The organism is Rhodococcus xishaensis, from assembly GCF_004011825.1.
Lineage (GTDB): Bacteria > Actinomycetota > Actinomycetes > Mycobacteriales > Mycobacteriaceae > Prescottella > Prescottella xishaensis.
This window is the reverse complement of sequence record NZ_RKLO01000001.1, coordinates 371,629-384,071: the sequence shown is the minus strand read 5'-3', so window position 1 is coordinate 384,071 and position 12,443 is coordinate 371,629. Positions and strand designations below refer to the sequence as shown.

The window sequence follows — 12,443 nt, the reverse complement described above, 5'->3', positions numbered from 1 at the left end:
CGGTGAATGCCGCTGTCGCGCTGCCGTTCTCCGCGAGACGTCAGACGCCGGCTGGACCACTGTCGAGCAGGCGCCGGAAACCCGCCTCGTCGAGGATCGGCACCCCAAGTTCCTCGGCCTTGGCCGCCTTCGACCCGGGCGCGTCACCGATCACGACGAACGCCGTCTTCTTCGACACCGATCCGGCCGCCTTGCCGCCACGAACGAGGATCGCCTCCTTCGCCTCGTCTCGTGTGAAGCCCGCCAGCGAACCCGTCACGACGATCGACAGTCCCTCGAGGTTCCGGACGATCGATTCGTCCCGTTCGTCCTCCATCGTCACTCCCGCGGCGCGCCATTTCGCCACGATGTCGCGGTGCCAGTCGACCGTGAACCAGTCGGTCACCGCCGCCGCGATGGTGCCACCGACGCCGTCCACTGCCGCGAGTTCCTCGACGCTCGCGTTCTCGATCCGCTCGAGGCTGCCGAACTCACCTGCCAGTGCGCGTGCCGCGGTCGGTCCGACATGGCGTATCGAGAGAGCTACGAGTACCCGCCACAGCGGCTGTCGCTTGGCCGAATCCAAATTGTCGAGCAACCGGCGGCCATTGGCCGACAGCGTGCCGGCCTTGGTCCGGAACAACTGCGCCTCGAGGAGATCGTTCTCGGTGAGCGAGAAGAGGTCACCCTCGTCACGGATCACCCCGGCTTGCAGCAACGCGGTGGCCGCCTCATAGCCGAGCACCTCGATGTCGAAGGCACCCCGGCCCGCGACATGAAAGACCCTCTCGCGCAACTGCGCCGGGCAGGACCTGGTGTTGGGACAGCGAATGTCCGCGTCGCCCTCCTTCGCCGGCGCGAGTGTGGTGCCGCACTCGGGGCATTCGGTGGGCATCACGAACTCGCGTTCGGTGCCGTCGCGTACGTCGACAACCGGCCCGAGCACTTCGGGGATCACCTCGCCGGCCTTGCGGATCACCACCGTGTCGCCGATCAGCACGCCCTTGCGCTTGACCTCCGACGCGTTGTGCAGCGTGGCAAGCGACACCGTCGAACCGGCCACCAGGACCGGTTCCATGTACGCGAACGGTGTCACCCGTCCGGTGCGACCGACGCTGACGCGGATGTCGATCAGCTTGGTGGTGGCCTCCTCCGGCGGGTACTTGTACGCGACCGCCCAGCGTGGGGCGCGGGAGGTGGCGCCGAGGCGCCGGTGCAGCGCCATCTCGTCGACCTTGACGACCAGACCGTCGATCTCGTGCTCGACGTCGTGGCGGTGCTCGTCCCAGTACTTCACCCGCTCGATCACCGCGTCGACGCCGACGACGAGCGAGGTGTGCGTCGAAACCGGCAGTCCCCACGCGGCGAGTGCGGTGTAGGCGTCGTGCTGCGAGACCGGATCGAATCCCTCGGTGCGGCCGATCCCATGGCAGATCATGCCGAGCCGACGCCGAGCTGTGACGGCCGGATTCTTCTGCCGCAGTGAACCCGCCGCCGAGTTGCGTGGGTTCGCGAACGGCGCCTTGCCGTCCTGGACGAGCGACGCGTTGAGCGCAGCGAAGTCCTCGAGCCGGAAGAACACCTCACCGCGCACCTCGAGCAGCGTTGGGATCGGGTATTCGTCAGTGAGCGTGAGAGTTTCGGGTATGTCGGCGATGGTGCGCGCATTCAGCGTGACGTCCTCGCCGGTACGGCCGTCTCCACGCGTCGCGGCACGGACCAGCCTGCCGTTCTCGTACACCAGGTTGAGCGCGACGCCGTCTATCTTGACCTCGCACAGGTATTCCAGGCCGTGGTCTTTCGCGTGATCGGAGCCCGAGGATCGATCTCCGGCTTCGGCTTCCACGCGACTCGCCCAGGCGCGGAGTTCGTCAAAGTCGAAGACGTTGTCGAGACTGAGCATTCGCTCGAGATGGTCCACCGCGGTGAACTCGGTCGAGAACCCGCCGCCGACCAGTTGCGTAGGCGAGTCCGGCGTCCGCAAGTCGGGATGCCTCTCCTCGAGTGCGTTCAGCTGACCGAACAGTTCGTCGAACTCCCCGTCGGAGATGGTCGGCGCGTCCAGCACGTAGTAGCGGAACTGATGGTTCCGGACTACCTCGGCCAGCTCGAGCCAGCGTTCGCGATCCCCGGCGGTCGCCGGCTCCGCCGCCTCGTCGGCTTGGCTGGTCATCGCGGTATCGACTTCGCTGTGGTCCACTTCGGCAGGTTATCGCAGCCGAACGACATGTTCCGCGGTCGCGGGCAGGCTCGCCGAACTCGCGCCCGCAATCCTCCTGCGACCCACGAAAGTGCCTCGAGCTCCGTTCAGGGCATCTCGGCCGGGTCGACACCGTCGGCAAAGGCGCGGGTCACATCGCTCGCCGCGCGCAGGGCCGAGCGCGACCATTCGGGACTCGCTCCGGCCAGACCACAGCTCGGCGTCACGACCACCCGCGACGACAGCAGCGTACGGGCGAACCCGAGCCGATCCAGCAGTCGCGTCGCCGGCTCCGCGAGTTCCCTCCAATCCGGCGTGCGTTCCGGCGCGGTCGCCGGCACCAGACCCAAGGCCAGATCGACGTCCGCGTCGAGCAGTTCGCCGACACCATCGAGATCCTCGGTTCGCAGCGTCGACACGTCGAACCCGACCATCGCAGCGCCGCTACGGCGCAGCAGGCCCCACGGGACATCCGCCGCGCAGCAGTGCACGAGGACGGGGGCTCCGATGCGTTCGATCGCCGATTGCAACAGCGCGAGTGCCTCCGGCTCCGGCAGGGCTCGCGGCGCTTGGAGGATCGACACCCCGGGGAGCGAGCCGGCGAGGACGGCGTTCAGAGCGGGTTCGTCGAGCTGGACGACGATCGGCGACCCGAGGCGTCGGGCAGCTTCGGCAACATGCTCGGCGACACCCTCTGCGAGCGATTCCGTCAGGTCTCGAAGGGCGCCGCGATCGGTGAGCACGCGGTGCCCCCCGGACAACTCGACCTGCGATGCCAGCGTCAACGGGCCGACGGTTTGCACCTTGACCGGCTGCTCGGTACCGCGTCGGCCGGCCAGTTCCCATGCTTCCTCGAGCGCGTCGACGTCGCGGGCCAGCAGGTCGCGCGCCGTGCGGGTGACCATGCCGATCCGCTGCGTGAGACGGTAGCCGGTTGTGGAGGCGTCGAGAGGCATGTCGACGAGCAGCGCCGCTGCCCGGCCGATCATGTCCGCGCCGATGCCGCGAGCCGGCAGTTCCACCAGGTGTGGGAGCGCCGGCAGCTCGCCGACGACGATCTCCGCGGCCTCCCGCGGATCTGTGCCCGGCCAGGATCCGACGCCCGTCGCGACACCGACGGGGATCCGGACGTCCGTCACGACCGGTCCGACTGCGAACCCGTGCCCGAGATGGTGCCGCTGCCGATGACGACGTCGCCGGCCTCGTCCGGGCGGTACAGCACGACGGCCTGCCCCCGTGCGACACCGGTCAACGGCTCAGACAACTGGACGACGATGCCGTCGTCGTCACTTTCCGGGCCGCCTCGTGCGCCCCGGGACACTTGCGCCACAGCGCGGGCGGTTCCACCGTGCGCGCGCACTTGCACGACGCACTCGACCGGCCCCTCGGGAGCCTGCCCCGACGTCCAGACCGCACGATCAGCGGTGATGGTCCACACCTCGAGTTTGGCAGCCGAGCCGACCCGCACCGTCCCGGTCTCGGGTTCGATCGCGGTCACGTACCGCGGCTTGCCGTCGACGGCGGGACCCTGGACACCGAGCCCCTTGCGCTGGCCGATGGTGAAGCCGTGCACACCGTCGTGTTGCGCGAGCACCTCACCGGTGTCGGCATCGATCACCGCGCCGGGCCGGATCCCGATCTTCGCGCCCAAGAACGCGCGCGTGTCACCGGACGGGATGAAGCAGATGTCGTGGCTGTCGGGCTTGTTCGCCACCGCAAGACCGCGTTCGGCAGCCTCCGCCCGAATCTGATCCTTCGGGGTATCGCCCACTGGGAACAGTGCGCGAGAAAGCTGCTCGGCGGTCAACACCGCGAGAACGTACGACTGGTCCTTGTCAGCATCGACAGCACGGCGCAGCACGCCGTCGTCGAGCCGGGCGTAGTGCCCCGTCGCGACGGCATCGAAGCCGAGGGCGATCGCCCGATCGGCCAGGGCCGAGAACTTGATCTTCTCGTTGCAGCGCAGGCATGGGTTCGGGGTCTCGCCCGCGGCGTACGACTCGATGAAGTCGTCGATAACGTCTTCCTTGAAACGGTCCGCGAAATCCCATACATAGAAAGGGATTCCGAGCACGTCAGCGGCACGCTTGGCGTCGCCGGCATCCTCTTTGGAGCAGCATCCACGCGAGCCGGTGCGCAGGGTTCCCGGAGCCGTGGAGAGCGCGAGATGCACACCCACGACTTCGTGGCCGGCGGCCACCGCGCGCGCCGCCGCAACCGCGGAATCCACTCCGCCGCTCATCGCTGCCAGAACTCGCATCTAACGATTCCCTCCGTGTGTTCCCGGGGCCCCGGCACTCGCCAGTCCGGCGGCGCGGGCACGTTCGATCACCTGCGGCAGCACGGACAGCAGCGTCTCGACGTCCCGATCGGTCGACGTGTGCCCCAACGAGAAACGCAGCGAACCGCGCGCGACGACGGGATCGACACCCATCGCCGTCAGCACGTGACTCGCACTCGCGACACCCGCTGTGCATGCCGACCCGGTCGAGCACTCGACGCCCGCGACGTCGAGCAGCATCAGCAGCGAATCACCCTCGCAGCCAGCAAAAGTGAAGTGTGCGCTTCCCGGAAGACGACCAGTGCCGGTCGGGCCATTGAGAACCGCATCGGGTGCGATTCGCTGCACACCGTCGATCAGGCTGTCTCGCAACGCGATCAACTCGCCGCTACGCTTTGGCATCTCCGATGTCGTGATCCGCAGCGCCGAGGCCAGTCCGACAATCGACGCGGTGTCCTGGGTCCCGGATCGCAGATCTCGCTCGTGCCCACCGCCGTGCGACAGCGGCACACACGAAACCTGCCGGCCGAGCAACAGTGCACCGACCCCCTGCGGGCCACCGAGCTTGTGTCCGGTGATGCTCAGCGCGGACAGTCCGCTGGCCGCGAAGTCGATGGGAAGCTGGGCCGCGGCCTGTACCGCGTCACTATGGACCGGGACGTCGTATGCGGACGCAATCGCAGCTATGTCTCCGATCGGGTTGACGGTACCGGTCTCGTTGTTGGCCCACATGACGGTCACGAGCGCCGTCTCCTCGGAGTGCATCGCCAACGCCGCCCGAACCACATCAGGGGTCACCGCGCCGCTCGCGTCCACCGGCAGCCACGTCACCTGGGCACCCTCGTGCGCGACAAGCCACTCGACGGCGTCGAGCACGGCATGGTGCTCGACGGCGCTCGCGAGGATCCGAGTGCGCCGGGGATCGGCATCACGCCGCCCCCAGAAGATGCCCTTGACCGCGAGGTTGTCGCTCTCTGTGCCACCGGAGGTGAAGATCACCTCGGACGGACGTGCACCGAGGCACGCCGCGACGGACTCACGAGACTCCTCGATCCGACGTCGGGCCGACCGGCCCGAGCCGTGGAGGGACGAGGCGTTGCCCACTGTGGCGAAGACCTCCGCCATCGCCTCGATCACGGCCGGGTACATGGGGGTCGTCGCGGCGTGGTCGAGGTAGACGGCAGAGCTGTGAGCAGACGAGAACATAGCCCGTCAAGGATAGCGGTTCACCGGGAACCGGCGTGTCGGCAGCGATCCGCCTCACGCAGCCGACTCGTGGCGACGTCCCTCCAGCTGAGCGAGGATCCGCCGGGTGCTGTCATCGACGCGGCGCCGGACCTGCCACTCACACCGCCGCGCGAGCTCGCCGCGGCAGGATCCCGGGACCTGGGGGGCGCCCACAACCACCTTGACCCTCAGGCCGCGGCTGCGTAGGACCCGGCGGATCGAGGCTCCGATGCCCTCGTCGCCGACGAAGCTCAAGCCTGTCGTCCGGCTACCCGACGCGGTGATGTAGTCGATCGACACCGGCAGCACCAGGCGATCGGCGTCGATCGCCGCCTGAAACAGCGCCGGCCGGAATCGGCCGAACGCCTGCCCACACCATGTGGTCCCTTCCGGAAAGGCGATCACGGTCTCACCCGCCCCGAGACGTTCCCGAACCTGCGCGACCGTTCCCGGCAGTTCCCACAAGCGGGCCCGCTCGATCGGGATGATGCCTGCCCGCCGAGCCACCCCGCCCACCAGCGGCCACGCAACCAGGTCGGCGCGCGCCACGAACCGGCCGGGCACCACCGCGGCGAGAACCAGGGCATCCGCCCATGAGACGTGCCCCGCCACGACCAGCATCCCTGTGCCGATGCTCGCCCGTCCCTCGACGTCGAGCCGAATACCGATGCCACGCAACGCCGACCGCGCAAGAAGGCGATGAACCGCAGTCCTTGTCGTCGGGGGCAGGATGCGCACAAGTGGCAACAGCGCCGAACACGACACTGTCAGCGCCAGCGCCCCCCAGCGCGCGCACACGGTCAGAGCCGACACCCGATCAGGGCGCCGCGGCAGACATCCGTCACCACACGGGCTCGTCGGCATCCACGGGTGGCTCACGCCGCGACCTCGATCGCCGCCGACGCACGCTGTAACCGCTCGAGGTAGCGGGTGTCGGCATCGTCGAGCCTCTGGACCGCCACGAAGTCCGCGACTCCGAAGTCAGGATCGTGCGCAGGTTCGCCGCAGATCCGCGCACCCAACCGCAGGTAGCCGCGCAGCAGGGGAGGCACCGCCGGACGTTGAGCCGGCGCGATGTCGTCGAGCGAGCGCCCCTCCACCCGCACCGGGCGTAGCGGCCGCACCCACCGTGCCCGGTCGACGGCGTGGCGATCGAGAAGGAAGTCGCGCACCGCCCGCACGTTCGCGCCGGCGACAGCATCGGGCCTGTCCTGCATCGGCACCGAGACACAGCCCATGACAGTGTGGTGACCGGTGAGTTGGAGGTAGTGGAAGATGCCTGCCCACATCAGCGTGAGAACGGATCCCGAGCGGTGCGCCGGATCCACGCACGCGCGCCCCATCTCCACGACCCGCTGGGCAGCGGGGTCGAGCATGGAAAGGTCGAACTCAGTGCCGGTGTAGTAGCCGCCGGCCGCGCGCGCACGGTCCGGCGAGAGCATGCGATAGCAGCCGACGAAGTCGCCCGAGGCGTTGTCGCGGACCAGCAGATGGTCGCAGAACTCGTCGAACCTATCGGCGTCGCGCCCGTCCTTCGACCGGGGGATCACGAAGCCGGGTTCGGTGGAGAACACGCGGTAACGCAGGCACTGCGCAGCCGCTCGGTGCTCACGGTCAGAGGAGACGAGGAGGGAATAGCGCGACCCGCTCGTGGCGAGGCCGGGTTCCGGCGCAGAACAGACGGTTTCGACGAACGACGAAGTTGTCATGGCGCAGGTCTATCGCCCCCGAACGGCGGTAGGGCGTCAACCGCGTGTCGCGTCGGTGCAGCTTCGGTGAACGGACCGCGCGTCGTACCTCCGCCGTCCGCCCTTCGTTCGCGGAAGACCGTTCGTACGCGGACGGACTCGTCGAACTAGAAGCTCCGGCTCCCATGCCTGCCGATTCGGCGGCATGGGAGCCGAGGTGGGTGGACGTGCCCGACGAAAGGGCCAGCCACCGGCTCAGCAATCGAGAGACCCGAGACGGTTCAGGACAGGAATCCGTGGCCGGGTTGAAGCCTCCGAATCTCCGTGGTCCCGAGTGGAACCCCGGTCACCAGAACCTACCGAACTCGTTTCCGTAGCCGTGGTGTCCTCCATAGCCATGGTGTCCATAGCCGTGACTGACGTCGTTGATCGGCGCCGAGATCGATCCGAAGCCGTGCCCGAAGCCGAACCGGGCGTCGTTGATTGGCGCCGAGATCGATCCGAAGCTACCGCGCCCGAAGCCGTGACGATCGACATTGTTGGCTGGTGCCGAGATCGATCCGAAGCCGTGCCCGAAGCCATGACGGACGTCGTTGATCGGTGCCGAAGCCGGCGCGCTGGGCGCTGCCATGGCCGGCGCGACCCCGAGTCCGAGGGGCAGCGCGGCTAGCGCTCCGACGACAGCGATCTTGGCGAGAGTACGGCGTGAGGGGATGGCCTTTGTGTTCATCATCAAATACTCCTTGGTCCACATGCGGATCCGTCGCCTTGGCGGGCGTCGGAACCGACGGGACTCGTCCTCTACGTGACGGACGGGCCAAAACCCACCGTACGCCTGTCGACGGTGGGCTTCACTGGGTCGGAATCCCATGCCGCGCAAGCGCAATAGCCGTTTCGGACCCCATCTGATCTTCGGTTCCCGCCGCACCGCGATGATCAGCGCAAACGCTCGCTACACGAACGAACAGTTCCCCCGATACGGTCCTCGGGCGCCCCTCGAAGGTCACCGGACGACGCTCGCAGCCGTGACGAAGATCACCGAATCACGCCCGCGGCCGCAACCCGCCGCAGTCACGTCGACGCCACGCTTGGTCCGCGCCCAGGAACTCGATCGGGGTGAGACCGGGCTCGTAGCCAAGCGATCGCCAGCCTCCCATGCCTGCCGATTCGGCGGCATGGGAGGCGATAGGGGTGAACACACCCGAGAACAGGGCCGGCCCAGGGATCGAGAGACCCGGGACGGTCCACTACAGGGATCCGAATAGTTGCCCGGGAGGGCCTGATCCCCACGGCCCCCCGAAGGGTCCTCTGGCGAGCTCCGGACCGTAGCCATGACGATCGACGTTGTTGACTGGTGCCGAGATCGATCCGAAGCCGCCTCCAAAGCCATGCCCGAAGCCATGCCCGAAGCCATGACGGACGTCGTTGATCGGCGCCGAGACCGGCGCGCTGGGCGCTGCCACGGCCGGCGCGACTCCGAGTCCGAGGGGCAGCGCAGCAAGCGCTCCGACGACAGCGATCTTGGCGAGAGTACGACGTGAGGCGATGGCCTTTGTCTTCATCATCAGTTACTCCTTTGTCCACATTCAGATCCGTCGCCTTGGCGGGCGTCGGAACCGACGGGACTCGTCCTCTACGAGACGGACGGGCCAAAACCCAACGTACCCTTGTCGGCGTGGGGCTTCAGCGGAGCAGAACCCCATGCTGTGCAAGCGGAATAGCCAGTTTCGATCAGCGAACCGAACAGTCCCTCGGATGCGGTGTGTCCACCCACCTCGGCGGCATGGGAGCCGAGATGGGTGGACACACCCGATGATCTGGCCGACTGGCGGCTCAGGAATCGAGAGACACGAAACTGTTCAGGACAGGAACCCCGGCCCCCCGAACCCCGGTCCCCCAAACCCCGGTCCGAAACCCGGCCCCGGGCGGAACCCCGGTCCTCCGAAACCCGGTCCAAAGCCCGGTCCTGGGCGGAACCCCGGCCCCCCGAACCCTGGTCCTCCGAACCCAGGTCCCGGTCCCGGGTGGAACCCCGGTCCCCCGTACTGGGCGGGGTGCGGTCCATAGCCGTAGGCGACGTCGTTGACTGGCGACGAGATCGATCCGAAGCCACCGCGACCGAAGCCGTGTCCGAAGCCGTGTCCGAAGCCGTGCCCATACCCGTGATCAATGTTGCTGACTGGGGCCGAAACCGGCGCGCTGGGCGCTGCCATGGCCGGCGCGACTCCGAGCCCGAGGGGCAGCGCGGCAAGCGCTCCGACGACAGCGATCTTGGCGAGAGTACGGCGTGAGGGGATGGCCTTTGTGTTCATCATCAAATACTCCTTGGTCCACATACGGATCCGTCGCCTTGGCAGGCGTCGGAAACGACGGGACTCGTCCTCTACGAGACGGACGGGCCAAAACCCAACGTACGCCTGTTGCCGTGGGGCTTCAGCGGGGCGGAATCCCCTGCTGCGCAAGCGCAATAGTCATTTCTGACCCCTTCTGATCTTCGGTTCCGGCCGTACCACGATGAGCAGCACAAACGACCGCCCAGCGAACCGAACAGTCCCCCGGAAACAGCACTCTGGCGCCCCCGGATGGTCACGGGTCCGCTCGCAGCCGTGACGCATCTCACGTCAACGCCCGTCGCCGCCAACAGCTCCCACACGCCGACGCCGGAAAGCTCTTGCGCATCTTCTCGGCGATCTTGATCACCGTCTCACTGACTCGCTGAGCGACTAGGGTCAGGCCGCGTCCACGGACTGGTTCCGTCCCCTCATCTTTCGGACGATCCCATCGCTTGGTGTACCTGGATTGCGCCCGGCAACCACCAGGCTGCAGGTCCCGGATGATGCGGTCGAGTCGAGCATCATGGCGCCGCCCAGGAACCCGATCAGCGCGAGGTCGGTCTCGTGAAGATCAACAGGAATGATGCCCCGCCACTGACCTGCACGACGATCACGCCAAGCCAAGCGGAACACCGCGACCGGGGTCAACACATGCAACGTCCGCGACGTCGTTTCGGTTCTCAGAGTGCTGTTGTCCGACAACGGGATCGAGTCGCTGGACGAAGGAGCAGAGCCGTCCGCCATCGCTGTAGCGATCGAAGATGCCCGAATGATCCGAGCCAATCCCCCTCGGTCGGCAGAAACCCCCTACGTCAGTTCGATCCCGACCCGGTGTCCACATCGACCACCACGTCGTTCGGGCACATCGTCTGATCGAAATCGCCTTGGACACAGAACTGTTCGACGTTTGTCAGTGGCCGAAGAGGTGGGAGGCCGTCGCGCAGAGCTGCGACAGGCCGTAGGCGAAGGGGACGGCCACCGACAGCCAGGCCAAGGCGATGAGACCGCGATTGACGGGTTGGCCGGACCTGGGGTCAGGCTTTGCAGCTGTGCTGGGCTTGGTGCTTGTCACGTTTCCTGCCCCGCCTCTCTATGTGGAGTCCAGTCCCCGACGGGGGCCTCGCCCCTGACCGGAGCGACTTCGTGGTACTTGGTGTCGACCTGCCGAATCAGCTCGTTGCAGACGAACCCCACGATCAGCAGCACAATCATGACCGAGAACGACAGGATGTAGAGATCTGGACCGCTCTTGCCGGCCGAGTGCTGCGAGTCCGCGACAGCGTTCACGATGAGTGGACCGAGCACGCCGGCCGCGGACCACGCAGTAAGCAACCTGCCATGAATCGCACCGACCTCCCGGCTGCCGAACAAGTCGCGTAAGTATGCCGGGACAGTTGCGAACCCTGCGCCGTAGAAGGACACGATCAACATCGTGCAGACAAGAAACAGCGCCTTGTTGGCGTTCGTGGTCAGGGCGAGCGTCAGATACAGCAGAGCACCGCCGCCGAGATAGAGCCGGAACATGTTCTTGCGGCCGAGGACGTCGGACAACGTCGACCAGCCGAATCGACCGGCCATGTTGGCCAGGGAGACGACCGCCACGAATCCCGCAGCCGCCACGGCCAGAGCCGCGGCGCTGGATGCGTCGGGGAAGAAATCCTGGAAGATGGGTGCTGCCCTCTCGAGAATGCCGATTCCCGCAGTTACGTTGAAGCACATGGCCGCCCAAAGCAGCCAGAACTGGGGCGTCTTGATCGCGCTCGTCGCTGAGACGCTCCCCGTGATGACCGGCGATTCGGCCTTTCGCGGCGCAGGCTCCCAGTCGGCAGGCTTCCAGTCGGGGGCCGGTACACGGATCAGCAGCCAACCCAACGACATGAATACCGCATAGGCACAACCGATTACGAGAAGGGTCGCCGAAACTCCCGCCGTGCCCCGACCGAAGCCGTCGAGCAGGCTGTTGGCCAACGCCGAAGCTACCAACGCGCCACCACCGAAACCCATGATGGCCATGCCCGTCGCCATGCCGGGACGGTCAGGAAACCACTTCATCAGGGTGGACACAGGGGAGATGTACCCGATACCCAGACCGATACCGCCGACGAACCCGTAGCCGAACACGACAAGCCAGTACTGTTCGATGAATACCCCGAGGGCGGCGATCAGGTAGCCGCTGCAGAAGCATGAGGTCGCCACGACCATGGCCCATCGTGGGCCCTTGTGGTCCACGCGGGTTCCGAACAACGCAGCCGAGGCTCCGAGCATCACGATGCTGACGGTGAACGGCAGCGCACTGGCCGTTCCGGAGATGCCCATCGAGGTCTCGAGTGGGGACTTGAAGACGCTCCAGGCGTAGGTCGATCCGATGGCGAGATGTATCGAGAGTGCGGCTGGAGGAACGAGCCAGCGACTCCATCCGGGCCTGGCGACGATCCTCGAACGTTCGAGGAAGCTGACTGTCACGATCGAATGCCCCTTCTGAAATACCCAACATTCAGCGCGAGAAATCAGATTCGAATCAACGACGGTGGAGAGCAGGGCTCAGGAACCGAGAACCCGAGACGGTTCAAGACCTGAATCCGAGGCCCGGAGGAAAGCCACCGAATCCCGTGGTCGTCGGAAGCAGAACCGGTCTTCGGGGTTCCGACGACAACGACCCTGGCGGGAGTGCGGCGTGGGGAGTGGTCGCAATGTTCATCGTCGAATACTCCTTGCTCCACGCGCGGATCCGTCGC

At 66.8% G+C, this 12,443-nt stretch carries 10 protein-coding genes; all 10 read right to left on the bottom strand.

All coding sequences use genetic code 11. The annotated features are described in order from the left end of the window. Positions 1-40: 40 nt before the first annotated feature. On the bottom strand, positions 41-2,152 hold the full coding sequence (ligA, locus tag EGT50_RS01900; RefSeq protein ID WP_127951352.1) for an NAD-dependent DNA ligase LigA: 2,112 nt from the start codon (positions 2,150-2,152) through the stop codon (positions 41-43). Positions 2,153-2,286: 134 nt separating this feature from the next. Next, positions 2,287-3,318, bottom strand: a complete 1,032-nt coding sequence (locus EGT50_RS01895) for a methionine synthase (protein ID WP_127950903.1) — start codon at positions 3,316-3,318, stop codon at positions 2,287-2,289. Continuing rightward, complete coding sequence (gene mnmA, locus EGT50_RS01890; protein ID WP_127950902.1) at positions 3,315-4,439, bottom strand: tRNA 2-thiouridine(34) synthase MnmA; 1,125 nt, start codon at positions 4,437-4,439, stop codon at positions 3,315-3,317. Before mnmA ends, EGT50_RS01895 begins: the two co-directional genes overlap by 4 nt. Continuing rightward, a complete protein-coding gene (locus EGT50_RS01885; RefSeq protein WP_127950901.1) occupies positions 4,440-5,666 on the bottom strand; it encodes a cysteine desulfurase family protein in 1,227 nt (408 codons plus the stop codon). A gap of 54 nt (positions 5,667-5,720) precedes the next feature. Beyond that, positions 5,721-6,500 (bottom strand): lysophospholipid acyltransferase family protein, encoded by a 780-nt coding sequence (locus EGT50_RS01880; RefSeq protein ID WP_235870511.1) that lies wholly within the window; start codon positions 6,498-6,500, stop codon positions 5,721-5,723. Between the two features lie 62 nt (positions 6,501-6,562). Beyond that, the gene (locus EGT50_RS01875) at positions 6,563-7,396 is read right to left on the bottom strand and encodes a GNAT family N-acetyltransferase (RefSeq protein WP_127950900.1); all 834 of its coding nucleotides are present in this window, start codon (positions 7,394-7,396) and stop codon (positions 6,563-6,565) included. A gap of 325 nt (positions 7,397-7,721) precedes the next feature. Beyond that, the gene (locus tag EGT50_RS01870; protein ID WP_127950899.1) at positions 7,722-8,108 is read right to left on the bottom strand and encodes a hypothetical protein; all 387 of its coding nucleotides are present in this window, start codon (positions 8,106-8,108) and stop codon (positions 7,722-7,724) included. 514 nt (positions 8,109-8,622) lie between these two features. After that, complete coding sequence (locus EGT50_RS01865; RefSeq protein WP_127950898.1) at positions 8,623-8,940, bottom strand: hypothetical protein; 318 nt, start codon at positions 8,938-8,940, stop codon at positions 8,623-8,625. A gap of 1,678 nt (positions 8,941-10,618) precedes the next feature. Further along, positions 10,619-10,780 (bottom strand): MFS transporter small subunit, encoded by a 162-nt coding sequence (locus EGT50_RS16945; RefSeq protein WP_164873313.1) that lies wholly within the window; start codon positions 10,778-10,780, stop codon positions 10,619-10,621. Next, positions 10,777-12,171, bottom strand: a complete 1,395-nt coding sequence (locus EGT50_RS01855) for an OFA family MFS transporter (RefSeq protein WP_127950896.1) — start codon at positions 12,169-12,171, stop codon at positions 10,777-10,779. Before EGT50_RS01855 ends, EGT50_RS16945 begins: the two co-directional genes overlap by 4 nt. Positions 12,172-12,443: the final 272 nt, after the last annotated feature.

Excerpts from the sequence above, each read along its gene's own strand:
- ligA (WP_127951352.1), bottom strand. The coding sequence starts at position 2,152 with ATGACCAGCCAAGCCGACGAGGCGGCGGAGCCGGCGACCGCCGGGGAT.
- mnmA (WP_127950902.1), bottom strand. The coding sequence starts at position 4,439 with ATGCGAGTTCTGGCAGCGATGAGCGGCGGAGTGGATTCCGCGGTTGCG.
- EGT50_RS01885 (WP_127950901.1), bottom strand. The coding sequence starts at position 5,666 with ATGTTCTCGTCTGCTCACAGCTCTGCCGTCTACCTCGACCACGCCGCG.
- EGT50_RS01875 (WP_127950900.1), bottom strand. The coding sequence starts at position 7,396 with ATGACAACTTCGTCGTTCGTCGAAACCGTCTGTTCTGCGCCGGAACCC.
- EGT50_RS01870 (WP_127950899.1), bottom strand. The coding sequence starts at position 8,108 with ATGATGAACACAAAGGCCATCCCCTCACGCCGTACTCTCGCCAAGATC.
- EGT50_RS01865 (WP_127950898.1), bottom strand. The coding sequence starts at position 8,940 with ATGATGAAGACAAAGGCCATCGCCTCACGTCGTACTCTCGCCAAGATC.